General features: G+C 55.0%; 18 protein-coding genes. 10 read left to right on the forward strand and 8 right to left on the reverse strand.

The features are described 5' to 3' along the window. Positions 1 to 122: 122 nt before the first annotated feature. From Q1A69_RS17095 to smrA, 6 genes are all read left to right on the forward strand, one after another. On the forward strand, positions 123 to 557 hold the full coding sequence (locus Q1A69_RS17095) for a rhodanese-like domain-containing protein (protein WP_299588150.1): 435 nt from the start codon (positions 123 to 125) through the stop codon (positions 555 to 557). A 30-nt stretch (positions 558 to 587) separates the two neighbouring features. Further along, a complete protein-coding gene (grxC, locus tag Q1A69_RS17100; RefSeq protein ID WP_299588101.1) occupies positions 588 to 848 on the forward strand; it encodes a glutaredoxin 3 in 261 nt (86 codons plus the stop codon). Between the two features lie 159 nt (positions 849 to 1,007). After that, positions 1,008 to 1,502, forward strand: a complete 495-nt coding sequence (gene secB, locus Q1A69_RS17105; protein ID WP_299588104.1) for a protein-export chaperone SecB — start codon at positions 1,008 to 1,010, stop codon at positions 1,500 to 1,502. 123 nt (positions 1,503 to 1,625) lie between these two features. Continuing rightward, positions 1,626 to 2,078: a thioesterase family protein gene (locus Q1A69_RS17110; protein WP_299588108.1), complete on the forward strand. Its 453-nt coding sequence runs from the start codon at positions 1,626 to 1,628 to the stop codon at positions 2,076 to 2,078. Then, positions 2,071 to 2,934 (forward strand): NAD(P)-dependent oxidoreductase, encoded by an 864-nt coding sequence (locus Q1A69_RS17115; protein WP_299588110.1) that lies wholly within the window; start codon positions 2,071 to 2,073, stop codon positions 2,932 to 2,934. The genes Q1A69_RS17110 and Q1A69_RS17115 overlap by 8 nt, the downstream gene beginning before the upstream one ends. A gap of 20 nt (positions 2,935 to 2,954) precedes the next feature. Beyond that, a complete protein-coding gene (smrA, locus tag Q1A69_RS17120; RefSeq protein WP_299588113.1) occupies positions 2,955 to 3,542 on the forward strand; it encodes a DNA endonuclease SmrA in 588 nt (195 codons plus the stop codon). 172 nt (positions 3,543 to 3,714) lie between these two features. On the opposite strand, the gene Q1A69_RS17125 is transcribed toward smrA, so the two are convergent. Continuing rightward, positions 3,715 to 4,212: an META domain-containing protein gene (locus Q1A69_RS17125; protein ID WP_299588115.1), complete on the reverse strand. Its 498-nt coding sequence runs from the start codon at positions 4,210 to 4,212 to the stop codon at positions 3,715 to 3,717. Positions 4,213 to 4,276: 64 nt separating this feature from the next. Beyond that, positions 4,277 to 4,750, reverse strand: a complete 474-nt coding sequence (locus Q1A69_RS17130) for an META domain-containing protein (RefSeq protein WP_299588118.1) — start codon at positions 4,748 to 4,750, stop codon at positions 4,277 to 4,279. A 180-nt stretch (positions 4,751 to 4,930) separates the two neighbouring features. Between Q1A69_RS17130 and pyk the strand changes: the two genes are divergently transcribed. Continuing rightward, the gene (pyk, locus tag Q1A69_RS17135; protein WP_299588120.1) at positions 4,931 to 6,367 is read left to right on the forward strand and encodes a pyruvate kinase; all 1,437 of its coding nucleotides are present in this window, start codon (positions 4,931 to 4,933) and stop codon (positions 6,365 to 6,367) included. A 543-nt stretch (positions 6,368 to 6,910) separates the two neighbouring features. Here pyk and Q1A69_RS17140 read toward each other — a convergent pair. The 5 genes from Q1A69_RS17140 to hutC all read right to left on the reverse strand — a co-directional run bounded on the left by Q1A69_RS17140 (position 6,911) and on the right by hutC (position 12,266). Next, on the reverse strand, positions 6,911 to 7,402 hold the full coding sequence (locus Q1A69_RS17140; RefSeq protein ID WP_299588123.1) for a hypothetical protein: 492 nt from the start codon (positions 7,400 to 7,402) through the stop codon (positions 6,911 to 6,913). A gap of 96 nt (positions 7,403 to 7,498) precedes the next feature. After that, positions 7,499 to 7,837: a hypothetical protein gene (locus Q1A69_RS17145; protein ID WP_299588126.1), complete on the reverse strand. Its 339-nt coding sequence runs from the start codon at positions 7,835 to 7,837 to the stop codon at positions 7,499 to 7,501. Positions 7,838 to 8,124: 287 nt separating this feature from the next. Beyond that, positions 8,125 to 9,675 carry a histidine ammonia-lyase gene (gene hutH / locus Q1A69_RS17150; protein ID WP_299588130.1) on the reverse strand — a complete coding sequence of 517 codons (1,551 nt, stop codon included), beginning with the start codon at positions 9,673 to 9,675 and terminating at the stop codon, positions 8,125 to 8,127. Positions 9,676 to 9,790: 115 nt separating this feature from the next. Continuing rightward, the gene (hutU, locus tag Q1A69_RS17155) at positions 9,791 to 11,467 is read right to left on the reverse strand and encodes a urocanate hydratase (RefSeq protein WP_299588132.1); all 1,677 of its coding nucleotides are present in this window, start codon (positions 11,465 to 11,467) and stop codon (positions 9,791 to 9,793) included. An 88-nt stretch (positions 11,468 to 11,555) separates the two neighbouring features. Beyond that, positions 11,556 to 12,266: a histidine utilization repressor gene (gene hutC, locus Q1A69_RS17160; protein ID WP_299588135.1), complete on the reverse strand. Its 711-nt coding sequence runs from the start codon at positions 12,264 to 12,266 to the stop codon at positions 11,556 to 11,558. A 188-nt stretch (positions 12,267 to 12,454) separates the two neighbouring features. On the opposite strand from hutC, the gene hutI reads away from it, so the two are divergent. Beyond that, positions 12,455 to 13,684 (forward strand): imidazolonepropionase, encoded by a 1,230-nt coding sequence (gene hutI, locus Q1A69_RS17165; protein WP_299588137.1) that lies wholly within the window; start codon positions 12,455 to 12,457, stop codon positions 13,682 to 13,684. Beyond that, on the forward strand, positions 13,668 to 14,636 hold the full coding sequence (gene hutG, locus Q1A69_RS17170) for a formimidoylglutamase (RefSeq protein ID WP_299588141.1): 969 nt from the start codon (positions 13,668 to 13,670) through the stop codon (positions 14,634 to 14,636). Before hutI ends, hutG begins: the two co-directional genes overlap by 17 nt. Before the next feature lie 42 nt (positions 14,637 to 14,678). Here the strand turns inward: hutG and Q1A69_RS17175 are convergent, their stop codons facing one another. Further along, positions 14,679 to 15,101, reverse strand: coding sequence for an organic hydroperoxide resistance protein (locus Q1A69_RS17175; RefSeq protein ID WP_299588143.1), 423 nt, complete (start codon positions 15,099 to 15,101; stop codon positions 14,679 to 14,681). A 189-nt stretch (positions 15,102 to 15,290) separates the two neighbouring features. On the opposite strand from Q1A69_RS17175, the gene Q1A69_RS17180 reads away from it, so the two are divergent. Then, positions 15,291 to 15,737, forward strand: coding sequence for a sigma-70 family RNA polymerase sigma factor (locus tag Q1A69_RS17180; RefSeq protein WP_299588147.1), 447 nt, complete (start codon positions 15,291 to 15,293; stop codon positions 15,735 to 15,737). Positions 15,738 to 15,789 lie beyond the last annotated feature (52 nt).

Here is a 15,789-nt window from a genome sequence, read left to right on the forward strand (position 1 = left end):
TGGATGGGTCCTGTAGAGTCTATGTGAGTGCCGTAGGGGGAACATTTTGCTGGTTAGAAATTCGCCACAATCGTGTATACTCCCGCCAGCTTTGGCGCAGCTGCGCCGTAACGATCACCACGATGGATTTTGGGGGCGGAGTGGATTTTTTCGTTTTTTTGAGTGAGCAGTGGCTGCTGGTCGGCCTGCTTGTTGCACTGCTGTATGCGCTGGTTCTGAGTGAGCGCTACAAGGCCGGTGTACCGGTATCCCTGCATGAGGTGACCCGGTTGATTAACAGCGATGGGGCCAAGGTCCTGGATGTGCGCGATCGCAGTGAGTTTACCGCCGGACATATCGTCGATGCCCTACATATCCCCCACGGGGAGGTGGCCGAACGCTTTGCTGAGCTGGAGCCATTTAAGGAAAAGGTCGTAATTGTCGCGGATAAAATGGGCCAGCACGCCGGGCCCGCGGGCCGCCTGCTGAAGCAGAAGGGCTTCCAGGTACGCCGATTACAGGGCGGCATGAGCGAATGGAGCAACCAGAACCTGCCCTTGGTGAAAGGCAAGGGTTAATTGGATGTATCAGTTTGACGGAGTTTTGTCATGCAGGATGTAGTCATCTATACCACCCGTTTTTGTCCTTATTGTGTGCGTGCCAAGCAACTGCTGAAGAGTAAGGGTGTGCACTATCGTGAGATTGCGGTGGATAACAAGCCCGAGCTGCGCGCGCAGATGGCGGAAAAGGCCGGTCGCCGCACGGTACCGCAGATCTGGATTGGCGAGTTCCATGTGGGCGGTTGCGACGAGTTGATGGCCGCAGAGCGCAGTGGCAAGCTCGATGGATTGCTCAAGTCGACTGGCTGATAAAGGTTGACGTCGCGTGCCTCACGCGGTTTTCAATATTTGCGATTAATCCGGTCCGGGCCTTGAAACGGTATTTGCAGGCCCCAATCTGAAGGCTTCATATGGGGAGTCTTTCTCACGGAAGGCATCAATACACTTTTTATAAAAACAGGCAGTAACATGGCTGAAGAATTAAACGGCGCGGCAAACGCAGAGGCTCCACAAGTACAATTCGCAATGCAGCGTATCTACCTGAAGGACCTCTCCTTCGAGACCCCAATGGGTGTCGATGTTTTCAAAAAACAGTGGAAGCCCCAGGTAAACCAGGAGCTGAACACCAAGACCGCCAAGGTTGAAGACGATCTGTACGAAGTGGCGCTGACGCTCACCATCACGGTGAAGCTGGAAGAAGACACGGCGTTCCTGGTGGAAGTGAAGCAGGCCGGTCTGTTTGGTATCAAAGGCCTGGAAGGTCAACAGCTGGCGCAGGCACTGAATACCGCCTGTCCGCAGATCCTGTTCCCGTATGCCCGCGAAGTGATCGACAACGCTGTTGTTAAAGGCTCTTTCCCGGCTCTGATGTTGCCACCGGTTAATTTCGACGCCCTGTTTGCCCAAGCCCTGAATCAGGCGCAGCAGCAGACTGAAGGCGCTCAGGTCAAAGCGGACGCATAATCCCGCTGCAGCTTGTGAAAAGGTCCCCTAGGGGGCCTTTTTTTATACCTGTTATTTGCGCATTCTAAGCAAATACGTGGAACCCTGTTTTCACCGTTTCTTGAATCTAGCCAGGGCTTGCCTATGCAATGGGATTTACCCAATCCTTTTATCCACAAGGTGGTGGTGCGCGCTCAGCATGTAGATGGTCTGCACCATGCCAATAATGCCGAATATGTACGCTGGTGCGAGGCCACCGCCTGGGCGCACAGCACTGAACTGGGATTAGATGTCACGAATTACCAGGAACTCGACCGGGGAATGGCCATTCGTCACGGGCAGTATGACTATATACTGGCGGCGAGAGAGGGGGATGAATTGGTATTTGGCACCTGGCTCACGCAGGTGGACGGGCGCCTGAACATGTCCCGCTGCTTTCAAGTCTTTCGCGCCGCCGATGGGGCATTGGTACTGCGGGCCCAGTGGCGGTTGGTGTGCATCGAGCTGTCCAGTGGTAGGCCGAAGCGCATGCCGGCGATCTTCAAGGAAATTTACAGTCCGGTAGTGACTGCCCCGGAGGCTGAAGAAAATGAGTGAAGAGTTTGTAACCCTGACGGAAAACACAGGGGCGCTTAAGGACAAGACCCTCTTTATCACCGGTGCCAGCCGCGGTATTGGCCGCGCCATAGCGCTCAAGTGTGCCGCCGATGGCGCCAATATTGTGATCGCCGCCAAGTCCGCAGAACCCCACCCAAAGCTGCCCGGCACCATCTTTTCGGTGGCGCAGGAAGTGGAGAATGCCGGAGGCAAGGCCCTGGCGCTTCAGGTTGACGTACGCGATGAGCAGCGTGTACAGGAAGCGATGGCACTGGCTGCCGACCAGTTCGGCGGTATCGATGCGGTGATCAACAACGCCGGCGCCATTAACCTGACCAGCGTGGAGTCCACTCCGCCCAAGCGCTACGACCTGATGCAGAACATCAACAGCCGCGCAGTGTATCTGACTGCGCACTTGGCGATGCCCTATCTAAAGCAATCGAGCAATGCGCACATCCTCAGTTTGTGCCCTCCGCTCAACCTGCAGCCGAAGTGGTTGGGGCCCTTCGCACCCTACGCCCTGTCCAAGTTCGGCATGACCATCTTGAGCCTGGGATTAGCAGAGGAGTTGCGCGATGCGGGGATTGCCGTTAATACTCTGTGGCCGCGTACCCTGGTGGCCACAGCCGCCATTGAGTTCGCGGTGGGTAATCGCGAGATGTTTGAGCAGAGCCGCAAGCCGGCGATCATGGCGGATGCGGCCTATGAAGTGCTGGTGACCAAGGGTGCCGTACTGAGTGGACGCCAGCTGATTGATGAAGAGATACTCGTCGAGCGCGGTGTGAAGGATTTTACCGACTATGCCCATAACCCCGATAATGCGGGGGACTTAACTAAGGATCTATTTTTGGACTGACGCTGGCGGGGGAAGATTTAATGAGCAGCGACAGCAAGTTGTTTAAAGACGCCCTCGGAGAGTTGGGGGACGTCAAGCCGCTGGTGCAAGAGCGCCGGGTGACGCTGCGCAAGGCCGATGAGCCCTCTGAGCGGATGGTGCGCGAGCGCCGCGCCGCTGCAACCCGGTGCACCGCGCGTGATATGAATCCCCTCTCTGGCGAATATATCGAATTGGTAGCGCCTTGGGACCCCATCGAGTTTAAGCGCGACGGGGTGCAGAATGGCGTCTACCGCAACCTGCGCCTGGGGAAATATAAAATCGATGCGCGCCTCGACCTGCACCGCCACTCGGTGGAAATGGCGCGCAGCGCCGTTGTCGAGTTTGTGCGCGACTGTGTCGAGGCGGATGTGCGCTGTGCTCTGATTACTCATGGCAAGGGGGAGGGGCGCAAGCAGCCTGCACTGTTGAAGAGCTGTATTAAGCATTGGTTGCCGCAGTTGGATGCGGTACTGGCATTCCACAGTGCACAAAAACAGCACGGTGGTATGGGGGCTACTTACGTGTTGCTGCGCAAGAGTGAGCGCAAACGCCTGGAAAACCTGGAGCGACATCAGCGGCGCTTTTAATAACCGCTTTGTCATTTTTTTGTCATCTGTAAAAACTATGATGCGCGCCGTGGCTTTCCTAAGCGAATGCGCATCTGACTCATTTTTTTGATTCTTCTTGATTGTCATATTGGCGACCCGCTGGGTCGCCTTTTTTATGGGCGCTACTTTGAGGGGGAGTGAGCGGGTTGCGTCAGCGCATAATCTCGTCGACTCGGTCGAATTCCAGTCGCGTACCCCTGTCATTGCTGCTTAGAATCAACTTATTGCCCACCACCTCCAGATAGCGGGCTTTGCGCAGAGCTCTCAGGTAATTGGCTTCGAGTTCGTCACTGGGGCGACTGCTACCCACTCTGGAGATCTCCGGTGTTCTGGGCCAGGACAACTCCCCGCTATTTTCCAGGGAAAACCGCCCCAGATATGGATTGATCCCGCCATTACCGCGCACGTAACCGAATCGATCGCAGGTAAAGAAGGGGCGCTCGCGCCAGAACTTCTTCCACATTAGCGTGTACTCGTAGGTGTCCTCGCCATCTTGCAGGTCGGATAGTATCCAGTCGTGCTCACAGGCGGACCACGCGGATTGTCTGGGGGGCTGCTGGTAGGGCTCATGGAATGACATGCACCCTGAAAAAAACAGGGCGAATACAGTGGGGACCACAAGCGGCAAGCGTAGGTGAGATCGCGGCATGATGTCGTTCTCATTGTTTTTGCGACATTTAATCGTAAAAGCTATCAGTGGTCTGTGGTGGTGTTCAAGGTCCTGCCCTGACATATTCAATATAAATATCGCCAGAGGCGTCGCGCAGGATAAGGCGCTTGCCGCGGGACTTGGTAAATGCCTGGCGGGTATCGCCCAGTGCGCGCAGGTAAGTGTATTCCTGTTGCATTAGGGGCTCGGGACCGCTCATTTTAGTAGAGGCGAAACTGGAGCTGTCCCACAGCATTAGGCCATTATCCGTCACTTGTAGTTCGCCGCGATAGGTGTTGATACCACTGCGCCCCATTACATTGCCATCGAGATTACATACGAAGGTAAAGTCTGCGGGCTTTTGGATCGGGATGGCGCCACCATTTATACGCAGGCGCACCAATTGCCATTTCTTATTGCACACCGTACTTGCCGTCCCTGCGCTCTGTACTACCCTGGCCTCCTCCGCACTGTTTGTCAGGCACCCGCCAATCACCAGAAGGGCCCCCAGTAGCCACAGTTGCACCAACCTGCTCATCGGTGAGTTACTCCCAAATCCCGGCATCTACAATCTCGAGCGGGTCGATCAACATACCTCCAGCCCGGTCTAGGCAAAGCTTAGTCGCTGCCCTCTATAAAGAGACGGTAGGCATGACAAGCTATGCTTCCCCTGAGGCAGGGCGCGCTACGCAGGCAGCAGAGCAAGGTTAGGTCCGGCATGATTCGACGAACAAAAATTGTCGCCACTCTCGGTCCCGCGACTGATGAGGGGAATATTCTGCGTCAGTTGATCGCGGCGGGCGTCAACATTGTGCGGCTGAATTTCTCCCATGGCGAAATCGAAGAGCACCGCCGCCGCGCCGAGCAGGTGCGTGTGGAGAGTGCCCGTCAGGGATGTCACGTCGCCATATTGGGGGATCTGCAGGGGCCTAAAATCCGGGTGGGAGACTTTTCCACGGGTGGTGTGCACCTGGATAGCGGTAGCGAGTTTATCTTGGACCCCTCCTGGTCGAGGGAGGGCGGTAACAGTACCGGGGTATCAGTGGATTACCCTAGTCTGGCCAGTGATTGTTGTCCCGGCGACAGCCTGCTGCTGGACGATGGGCGCCTCAGTCTGTGCATCAAAAAAATTGAGGGCAGTGCCGTTATCACGGAGGTGCGAGACGGCGGCTGGTTATCGAATCGAAAAGGAATCAATAAGCGTGGCGGCGGACTCACCGCTCCCGCTCTAACCGATAAGGATCTCTGTGATATTCAGGTTGCCGCCGACCTGCAACTGGATTATCTGGCGGTATCCTTTCCCCGAGATGCGCGGGATATTCATCGGGCGCGGGAGCTTTTGCAGCAGGCGGGAGGGAGTAGTCAAATTGTCGCCAAGATTGAGCGAGCCGAGGCGATTGCCAGTGATGAGCATTTGCAGGCGCTGATTCTGGCGAGCGATGTCATCATGGTGGCGCGGGGGGATCTGGCGGTGGAAATTGGTGATGCCGAATTGATGGGGGTGCAAAAACACTTGATTCGATTTGCCCGCTATTTGAATCGCACGGTGATCACTGCAACCCAGATGATGGAGTCGATGATTTCTAGTCCGGTGCCCACACGTGCAGAGGTGTGTGATGTCGCCAATGCGGTGCTGGATGGCACCGATGCGGTGATGCTGTCAGCGGAGACCGCTAGCGGCCAGTATCCGGTAGAGACCGTTCGGCATATGGCCGAGGTGATTATGGGGGCGGAAAAACATCGGGCGACGCAAAGGCCTTCCGATGTTTTACGTGGCGATTATCCGGCCGGTGATGCCTGTATCGCTGTGGCCGCAATTACCATTGCCAATCACTGCCGCGATATCAAAGCCATTATTTGTCAGACAGAGACCGGTAATACCGCCCTGCTGATGTCGCGGGTGCGTGCCGTAATTCCCATTTACGCTTTTTGTCGACATCGCCGGATCTGTAACCGGGTCGCTCTCTATCGCGGTGTTGATCCGGTTTTAATGGCAGTGGCGGGTATTGATGGTCCCTCCCGAGATCAGAAGGCAATCAACCATCTCAAGCAGCGCAATCTGTTAAAATCGGGCGAATTTGTTCTGGTCTCCCGTGGTTATCGACAAGATGCGGGAGGGCAAACCGATACCTTGCGTGTGGTGAGGGTCGACTAATGGTTTTTAGGCTTCTTTTACTTTGCAGGGACGATTGTCCATACCGCATTAATAACTGTGGATAAAAATATATTTTCGAATAAATATTACTTTTTAACCCGAGCGCACACAGCGTACCAGTGTCTTGGTTTCCAGTTCCTGTTCCACACAGTGAAATTTTTTTCCGTCCAGCGTCAAAGATTTTGGACTTCTTTGTGACGCGTTTGTCGAGCAAGCGGTAAAACTTGCTGTCAGCACCAGAGTAAGCAGCAATGGCAGGACTTTCTGCACTGGAATTGCCTCACGAGTTGAGAGAATTTGGCGACTGTCTTACCTCAGGGTAGAGGGAATGGCTGTCAAAGTGAGGAAATAAGCGCCATTTTGTGAAAATGGGCGCCCCTAAAAGGAAAACTTGTTTTGAAAAAGGGTTTATTTGTCTTGGGGAAAAGTCTTTCGCTACTACATAAAACTCTACGGCTGTGCGCTACCAACCATTTTTAATTGATAACCCCCACCGGCATCGGGCGACAACGGTGGGGGTAAATTGTTATTAGCAGCTAAGCGCTAGCGTCTTCTGTGGTGGCTCCCTCCGCGAGCACGATGGTAGCCGCGATGTGATCTGTAACCGCGGTGACTGCGATATCCGCGATGACCGCCGCGATAGCCACGATGGTGGGCGCGATAGCGCAGGTGCGTTGAGCGGGGAGAGTAGAAGCGGTTGTAATAGGGCAGCCCGCGGTAATAGTACCGAGCCCGGTAGCGGGGATTACCGCGGTAGCCGGGGGCGCGGTAGTAAGAATAGGCACCTCCATAGGAGTAGCCGTAGCGCGGGGTTGCCCGGTAATACTGGTAAACCGGTGTTCGGTAGGAGACGTAGATATTACTTGAAGGGTAGTAGTTTGGGGTCGCATAGGGATAAACAAAAGAGGATGTGTAGGCTACTCCCCCCCCTCTGTAGTAGCCACCGTTATAGTAACCATCGGTCGCACAGGCGCCCAAGGCTAGGGCCGTGCAAACCGTGACGGCAATAAAGGCCGTCTTAACAGCTCTATTCATAGCGCAGTCTCCGGTAAGTGGAATGTCCCCCCGGAGAGGCCCGGCAGGGGCCAAGCCCCTTCTGTGCGCCAAGCGGGCGCACAGAAAAAATCAAATTCAGTAGGGTCTGGCCTGATAGGGCGGATCGGGCGGGTCAATCACCTGGTAATTTCTATTCACTACCGCAGGTGGCCTCAGGCGGTAAAAATTACCATCCCAATAAAAGTTACAATGCTGCATGTTGTGGCAAACCCCGTCGGGGTGGCAGTGGGCGTAGCGGCCACGCAGGTTGTAATATGTCTTGCTGTAATAAGGGCTATATCCGTAATAACTGGCTGAGCAATCATTACTGCCACAGGGATAGCCTGTTCCTGTACACGCCGATAGGGAGAACCCTGCGGCAATTGCCAGTGCGTAGCCAGAGTGGCGAAGCAGCCGTAGCGACAGCGGTTTCATCTAGACCTCCACACCTATTGGTGGGTAAAACGTCTAATAATCAGCCTAGCACTTTTGTCGCAAATTTCATCACAATAAAAAATAAATGTTCTAGTAGCAGGAGTTTGAGTGGCTGCTAGTAATTCGATGGGGTGTGGTAAGGAAAATTTGTCCGAGAGAGGTATTGGTGGGCAGATTGTCATTCTAGGGTCGATCGGTTGGCCGGACCAAAAAGAACAGAATACCGGGTTTTTGATCCCCGGTACTCTGTTGACCCCCTGTAAATGGGATTTGGGGTTTCCTGCTATTTAAATGCTGCTGGGCAGGAGTGCAGAGTCAATAGATTCCAGGTAGGCACCGCTACTGAGGAGCTGTTTCGCTTCTTCAATATCCGGGGCAAAATAGCGGTCCTTGTCGTAGAAAGACACGCGTTCACGCAGTTTTGCCTTGGCAGCTTCCAGTTTTTTGGTGGACTTTAATGGTGCACGGAAATCCAGTCCCTGACAGGCGGCAAGTAATTCCACCGCGAGAATGCCACAGGTATTGTCGGCCATATCCCGCAGGCGGCGACCGGCGAACGTGGCCATAGAGACGTGGTCTTCCTGGTTGGCGGAGGTGGGTAGAGAATCCACACAGGCGGGATGTGCGATGGATTTATTCTCGCTGGCGAGCGCCGCAGAGGTAACCTGGGCGATCATAAAACCGGAATTGACCCCACCGTTCTGCACAAGAAACGGCGGCAGGCCGGATAGGTTGGTGTCGATCAACAGCGCCATACGCCGTTCGGACAGTGAACCAATTTCTGCCAGTGCCAGTGCCAGGTTGTCGGCAACCATGGCCACCGGCTCCGCGTGAAAGTTACCGCCGGAAATAATGTCAGAGTTTTCCGGATTTTCCGTATCGGTAAATACCAAGGGATTGTCGGAAACGCCATTGGCTTCGGCCAGTAATACCTCGGCGGCAAAGCGCATTTGCTGTAGACAGGCCCCCATTACTTGGGGCTGGCAGCGCAGGGAGTAGGGGTCCTGCACTTTTTCGCAAAATTCGTGGGAGTCGCCAATCTGGCTGTTTTCTTCAAGCAGATCCCGATAGATGGTAGCCACGTCGCGCTGCGCCTGTTGGCCGCGAGCGTTGTGAATACGATCGTCGAAGGGGCGGCGCGAGCCTTTGGCGGCCTCCAGTGTCATGGCCCCTGTTACTAGGGCACCGGCAAACAGATCTTCGCTGGCGAGTAGGCCCAGTAGGGCAAAGGCGGTCGATGCCTGGGTGCCGTTCAGAAGCGCCAAGCCCTCTTTAGGCGCCAGGGTAATGGGTTCCAGGCCCGCGGCTTTAAGACCTTCATGGGCGCTTTTGCGCTCGCCCTTGATAAAGACTTCACCTTCGCCGAGCAAAACCACACTCATATGCGCTAACGGAGCAAGATCGCCAGAAGCACCCACGGAGCCTTTCTCGGGAATTGCAGGATAAACACCGGCATTCACCAGCTGCATCAATGCCTCGATCACTTGCGGACGCACGCCAGAAAAGCCGCGGGCGAGGGAGTTGATTTTTAACACCATTAACAGGCGCACGGTGGCTTCACTCATAAAGTTGCCAGTACCGGCGGCATGGCTCAAAACAATAGAGCGCTGCAGATTTTCCAGATCGTGCTTTTCGATACGGGTATTGGCCAATAAACCAAACCCGGTATTAATACCGTAAACCGTACGGCCTTCAGTAATGACCTGGGCTACGGTATGAGCGGAGGCTTCGATAGCGGAGTAGGCACTTTTTGCCAGGGATAGCTGAACGGATTCGCGGGCAATGCGGCGCAGTTGTGCCAGGCTCAGTTGGCCGGGATTTATTTCTAATTGATACATAAATTATTTCACCAAAAAATATTTACTGCCTTCACGCCAGCTTGAGCACAGCCCGATATGCATTTACCGGGCCGCGTATCAATTTCGCCGACGTTATTTTTATTGCGGTAAAAAATCAGTCTTTCAGCATGGGCAGGTCCAGGCCCTGCGCTTTTGCACAGTCTTTCGCGATTTCATAACCGGCGTCGGCATGGCGCATAACGCCTGTGGCGGGGTCATTCCAGAGGACGCGCTCGATACGTTTGCGTGCCGCGTCGCTGCCGTCACACACAATGACTACACCAGAGTGTTGGGAGAAACCCATTCCCACGCCACCACCGTGGTGCAAGGATACCCAGGTGGCACCGGAAGCGGTGTTCAGCAAGGCGTTGAGCAATGGCCAGTCGGAGACGGCGTCGGAGCCGTCCATCATGGACTCAGTTTCGCGGTTGGGGCTGGCTACAGAGCCGCTATCGAGATGATCGCGACCGATAACGACAGGCGCTTCCAACTCGCCGCTGGCAACCATCTCGTTAAAGGCCAGAGCCAGACGTGCGCGATCTTTTAGGCCGACCCAGCAGATGCGCGCGGGCAGCCCCTGGAAGTGAATGCGTTCGCGAGCCATATCCAGCCAGTTGTGCAGCTGTGGGTTGTCGGGGATCAGTTCTTTAACTTTGGCGTCGGTTTTGTAAATATCTTCCGGGTTGCCGGATAGAGCCGCCCAGCGGAAAGGCCCCACACCCTCGCAGAACAGTGGGCGAATATAAGCGGGTACAAAACCGGGGAAATCAAAGGCATTTTCCACCCCCTCTTCGAGGGCCATCTGGCGAATATTATTGCCGTAGTCGAGAGTAGCCGCACCGCGTTTTTGCAGTTCAAGCATGGCTTCTACTTGAATAGCCATAGATTGTTTGGCTGCTTGTACTACGGTCGCCTCATCCTTTTTGCGCATTTGTGCCGCGTATTCCATGGTCCAGCCCTGGGGCAGATAGCCATTTAGAGGATCGTGCGCGGAAGTTTGGTCGGTTACGACATCTGGCAGGATATTGCGTTGGACAATTTCCGGAAAAATATCGGCGGCGTTGCCCAGTAGGCCTACGGAAATCGCGTTGCCTTTTTCCGTAGCTTCTTCAATCATTTGCAGCGCTTCGTCGAGACTGGTCGCTTTTTTATCTACATAACCGGTGCGCAGACGGAAATCGATACGGGTTTCGTCACACTCCACCGCGATCATGCTGAATCCAGCCATGGTGGCTGCCAGTGGCTGCGCACCACCCATGCCGCCGAGGCCGCCAGTCAAAATCCATTTGCCTTTCGCTTCACCGTTAAAATGTTTGCGTGCCACTGCGGCAAAGGTTTCATAGGTGCCCTGCACGATGCCTTGAGAGCCGATATAAATCCAGGAGCCAGCGGTCATCTGGCCGTACATGGCCAGGCCTTTTTTATCCAGCTCGTTAAAGTGCTCCCAGCTGGCCCAGTGGGGTACCAGATTGGAGTTGGCGATTAAAACACGCGGCGCGTCGGTGTGGGTTTTAAATACGCCTACGGGCTTACCGGACTGGACCAATAGAGTTTCGTCGTCTTCCAGTCGCTTGAGTACATCGACAATTTTATCGAAGCATTCCCAATCTCTCGCAGCGCGGCCGATACCACCGTAAACAACCAGATCTTCGGGGCGCTCCGCCACTTCAGGATCCAGATTGTTCATCAGCATGCGCAGTGGTGCTTCGGTAAGCCAGCTTTTCGCATTGAGCTTTGTACCTCGGGGGGCACGAATTTTGCGGCTGAGATCGTGGCGTTTATCAGCGGACATAATTTCCTCACAAAATATTTGGTAAAAATTCACACGCCCTATTTATTGGCTATCGAGCTTTGTCGAGGCGTACGGGATAAATCAGAAACTAGAATCTCAGTTGCGCTCCCAGGCGATAGCGATTGCCGGGATGGACCAGGCGCGCAAAGCTCACCGTACCGGCGCTGCTCTTGGTGCGGCGCCAGACTTGTAAGCAGGCGTCGCCGGTGGCGATTTCCAGGGCATAAGCGATGGAGGCCTCGGCAGCGATTGCTTCAACCGTCGTATCCGCCTCTGTCAGTGGCGCGACCTTGGAAAGATAGGCGTTGGGTGTGGTGTGAGCGAAATCCTGCTGTAGGTATTCCGGGGCCAGGGCCGGATTGGTGAAGCGCTCCTCCCACTGAATCGGCACGCCGTTATCGCAGTGCACAATAATGGAGTGGAACACTTTGGCCTGTTCGGGCACCTCCAGAGCACTGGCCACTTCGTTATTGGCCATGCTCTGTTGAGCCAGCAGGATTCGATTGCTGTAGCTATGGCCGCGGGCGGAAATCTCGTCGGCGATGTTGCGCACTTCCAGCAGCGAACCGGCCGGCACCGGCTCGGCGACAAAAGTGCCGAGTCCCTGAGAGCGCATCAATACTCGCTCATCGGTCAGTTCACTGAGGGCGCGCCTGGCGGTCATACGGCTGACGTTAAATTCCTGCGCCAGCTGGTTTTCCGAGGGTACCTGGAAATGCACAGGCCAGGTGCCACTCTCGATTTGTTGGCGGATATGGCGTTTGATTGCCGCGTAGCGCGGCTCGCTTGCAGTATTCATAAGCTCAGATAAGATGCCGTTTTATCTTGTATATGGTTGTATATACAAGAAGGGGAGAGTTTATCATGGTTGCCAGAAAGATGACTGTCAAGCCGGGGCGAGGGTCTGTATCCTAATTGCCCCGAATTTCGCTCGGTGTGGAGCCGGGCATCTATGGTTAAAAAGGAAAAGCGCGCCGCTAGAAGCTTATGACAGAACGCTGTGACCTACTGATTACAAATGTGAATGCCGCCACCATGGACCCCTCGATTGCTGGTGGTTACGGAGCCGTGGAAGATGCCGCTGTGGCGGTTACCGGTGGAAAGATTGTCTGGTTGGGACCGCGCCGCGAGTTGCCGGATTGCGCCCCAGATGAAGTGATCGATGGTGAGGGGCAATGGCTGACGCCAGGGCTGATCGATTGCCACACCCATTTGGTCTATGGAGGCCACCGCGCCGGGGAGTTTGCCCGTCGCCTGGGTGGCGAGAGCTATGAAGAAGTGGCTCGTGCCGGTGGCGGCATTATTTCTACCGTGCGCGCCACACGCGATGCCAGCGCCGAGGAGCTGTATCGTCTATCCGAACCGCGCCTGCGCGCGTTGATGTCAGAAGGGGTTACCACCGTCGAAATCAAATCCGGTTACGGCCTGGACCTGGATACGGAGCTCAAGCAATTGCGCACTGCCCGCCGTCTGGCACAGCACAACCCGGTAGAGATTGTGACCACTTGCCTGGCGGCTCACGCACTGCCTCCGGAGTACGATGGTCGCGCCGATGAATATATCGATTTGATTTGTGAACAGATATTGCCGGCGGTGGCGCGAGAGCAACTGGCGGATGCGGTGGATATGTTTTGTGAGACCATCGGGTTTACCGTCGAGCAGTGCCAGAGAGTGATCGATGCCGCGAGGAAGCTGGATTTGCCGGTGAAAGTGCATGCCGAACAGCTGGCGCGTACCGGCGCCACCGCGATGGCGGCCAAGGCAAGTGCCCTGTCTGTGGATCATATAGAGTACATCAGCGATGCCGATGTGCTGGCCATGGCCGAGAGTGGCACCGTGGCGGTATTGCTGCCCGGTGCCTTTTATACGCTGCGTGAGACTCAGGCTCCGCCGGTGAAAAAGTTGCGTGAGGCGGGGGTTTGCATGGCTCTGTCCACCGACCTGAACCCCGGTAGTTGTCCCATTGGTTCTCTGCGACTGATGATGAATATGGGCTGTAATCTATTTGGTCTAACGCCCGCAGAAGCACTCGCCGGAGTAACTCGTGCCGCGGCTCGTGCACTGGGTCTCTGCTGTTCCCGTGGTGTACTGCGCCCGGGGCTGCGAGCGGATATGGTGTTGTGGCCAATGGATACCCCGGACCAGCTGGCCTATGAAATCGGCGCACTGAAACCTGCACAGATTTTCCTGGGAGGTAAAGATGTTACAGCTGGCTGATATGCGTCTGTGGAGTGGCCGCACCGATACTGAGGATGGCCGTGCGGGAGAGCGCTGGCACCAACGTATTTCCCCACTGCAGTTGGATAACCCTCCGGGAATCGCCATCCTCGGTTTTGCCTCCGATGAAGGGGTGCGCCGTAACAAGGGGCGCATCGGCGCCGCCAAGGGTCCCCGTATCCTACGCTTAGCCATGGCTAATTTGCCAGCCACATTCGACCTACCTCTCTATGATGCTGGCAACGTGCGTGTCGATCGCGAGGACCTTGAATCAGGCCAGGCCCTGCTCGGCGCACGTATTAATGATTTGTTAGATCATGGGCACTTCCCTTTCGTCTTGGGCGGTGGGCACGAAATTGCCTATGGCAGCTACCAGGGCATCGCGCGATGGATGCGTGAGTTACATCGGGAAAAGACATTGGGGATTATTAACTTCGATGCCCACTTGGACCTGCGCATCCCCGCGCCTAAGGGTTCCTCTGGAACGCCCTTCTATCAAATCGCCGAGCAGTGCCAGATCAACGGCCGCCCGTTTAAATATCTCTGTGTTGGTGCCGCCGATAATGCCAATACGCCGGCGCTCTATCTGCGCGCCGATGAGCTGGGTGCCGAGGTGATTCGCGATCGCGAAATCAATAGTTGGAATCTGGAGAAGGTGAAGACACAGATTCGGGAGTTTGCCGACAAAGTGGACTTTATTTACCTGACCGTTTGCCTGGATGTTTTGCCTGCGGCAGAGATGCCTGCCGTCAGCGCGCCCTCTGGACGGGGGGTTTCAATGGCACTGCTCGAAGAGCTTTTGGATACGGTTCTGGATTCAAACAAGGTGTGTCTTGCGGATATGGCCGAGTTCAATCCCTACTTCGATATTGAGGACCACGCCGCACGCACTGCCGCACGGCTGGGTTTTCAGATCGCCAATAGGGCTGCGCGCTCAGCGCATATGGGGTGAAGGGGTTGGCTGGCTGCTAGGGCGCCAGCCATACCGACTGAGCTAAACTGTGATATACAGTCTCACGGTAACATTGTCGCGTGTTGCATTAGAGTAGGGGCAGACTTCCTCGTGCGCCCTTAAGGCCACGCGTTCGGCGACCACCTTGTCCATTCCCGGTAGCTCTATATAGAGATCCACTTCCAAACCAAAGCCTTTCCCACTGGGACCTATGCCTACTTCAGCTCGCACACGGGTCTCTGTCGGTGTGGCCACTTTTTCCTTATCGGCAACAAATTTCATCGCACCGATAAAGCAAGCCGAATAGCCTGCTGCAAATAATTGCTCTGGGTTGGTGCCGCTACCGCCATCACCGCCCAGTTCTTTCGGAATACTGAGCTGCACATCCAGAGCGCCATCCGAAGATTTGGCTTGTCCGTCACGACCGCCCGTAGCAGTGGCGATTGCGGTATAGAGGGTTTTCATGTGAATGTCCTTTAAAGATTTCGGCTTTCGGAGTTTCGTTGATACCACGGTTATTAAGCTATCTCGGAATAACCCTGCGGGGGGCACAGCAAATCGAATTCCTGAGTTAAATCCGTTGTGTTGAAAAAGATTTTGTAAGGTTTTTTCCCACACCGATACAGTAGTTCACTATAGATGCTGGAGTGGCCGGTGGAATTGCGGGATCAATTATTTCAACAAGCGATAGCGGAATATGCCGAGGGTGTATCCCGGGTGGCACGAAGTTATGTACGCTCGGGCGCCGAGCACGAGGACCTGTTACAGGAAATCTGGCTGGGACTCTGGCGAGCCCTGCCTTCTTTTCGGGGGGATGCCAGTCTCAAGACGTTTGTCTATCGGATTACTCATAATCGATGTGTGACCGAGATTAGCAGGCGAAAACCGCAGCATGGTGGAGAGGACCTACTGCTGGAACTGGAAGACACCTGCCCAGGTCCCGCTGAGCAATTGGCCGCTGAACGTAAATCGGAACGTCTCCTTAGTGCCGTTCAACAATTGCCTTTGGGGCTTCGTCAGACATTGACCCTGCGTTTGGAAGGATTGAGCTATGCAGAAATATCTGAGGTACTGGGTATTATTAACTCGGCGATCCTATAGTTCTATATAATATCCAAATGGATATTATTGATGCAAGAAAATTACCCGCTTC

Source organism: uncultured Microbulbifer sp., assembly GCF_947498635.1.
Lineage (GTDB): Bacteria > Pseudomonadota > Gammaproteobacteria > Pseudomonadales > Cellvibrionaceae > Microbulbifer > Microbulbifer echini.

Excerpts from the sequence above, each read along its gene's own strand:
- Q1A69_RS17095 (WP_299588150.1), top strand. The coding sequence starts at position 123 with ATGGATTTTGGGGGCGGAGTGGATTTTTTCGTTTTTTTGAGTGAGCAG.
- grxC (WP_299588101.1), top strand. The coding sequence starts at position 588 with ATGCAGGATGTAGTCATCTATACCACCCGTTTTTGTCCTTATTGTGTG.
- secB (WP_299588104.1), top strand. The coding sequence starts at position 1,008 with ATGGCTGAAGAATTAAACGGCGCGGCAAACGCAGAGGCTCCACAAGTA.
- Q1A69_RS17110 (WP_299588108.1), top strand. The coding sequence starts at position 1,626 with ATGCAATGGGATTTACCCAATCCTTTTATCCACAAGGTGGTGGTGCGC.
- Q1A69_RS17115 (WP_299588110.1), top strand. The coding sequence starts at position 2,071 with ATGAGTGAAGAGTTTGTAACCCTGACGGAAAACACAGGGGCGCTTAAG.
- smrA (WP_299588113.1), top strand. The coding sequence starts at position 2,955 with ATGAGCAGCGACAGCAAGTTGTTTAAAGACGCCCTCGGAGAGTTGGGG.
- Q1A69_RS17125 (WP_299588115.1), bottom strand. The coding sequence starts at position 4,212 with ATGCCGCGATCTCACCTACGCTTGCCGCTTGTGGTCCCCACTGTATTC.
- Q1A69_RS17130 (WP_299588118.1), bottom strand. The coding sequence starts at position 4,750 with ATGAGCAGGTTGGTGCAACTGTGGCTACTGGGGGCCCTTCTGGTGATT.
- pyk (WP_299588120.1), top strand. The coding sequence starts at position 4,931 with ATGATTCGACGAACAAAAATTGTCGCCACTCTCGGTCCCGCGACTGAT.
- Q1A69_RS17140 (WP_299588123.1), bottom strand. The coding sequence starts at position 7,402 with ATGAATAGAGCTGTTAAGACGGCCTTTATTGCCGTCACGGTTTGCACG.
- Q1A69_RS17145 (WP_299588126.1), bottom strand. The coding sequence starts at position 7,837 with ATGAAACCGCTGTCGCTACGGCTGCTTCGCCACTCTGGCTACGCACTG.
- hutH (WP_299588130.1), bottom strand. The coding sequence starts at position 9,675 with ATGTATCAATTAGAAATAAATCCCGGCCAACTGAGCCTGGCACAACTG.
- hutU (WP_299588132.1), bottom strand. The coding sequence starts at position 11,467 with ATGTCCGCTGATAAACGCCACGATCTCAGCCGCAAAATTCGTGCCCCC.
- hutC (WP_299588135.1), bottom strand. The coding sequence starts at position 12,266 with ATGAATACTGCAAGCGAGCCGCGCTACGCGGCAATCAAACGCCATATC.
- hutI (WP_299588137.1), top strand. The coding sequence starts at position 12,455 with ATGACAGAACGCTGTGACCTACTGATTACAAATGTGAATGCCGCCACC.
- hutG (WP_299588141.1), top strand. The coding sequence starts at position 13,668 with ATGTTACAGCTGGCTGATATGCGTCTGTGGAGTGGCCGCACCGATACT.
- Q1A69_RS17175 (WP_299588143.1), bottom strand. The coding sequence starts at position 15,101 with ATGAAAACCCTCTATACCGCAATCGCCACTGCTACGGGCGGTCGTGAC.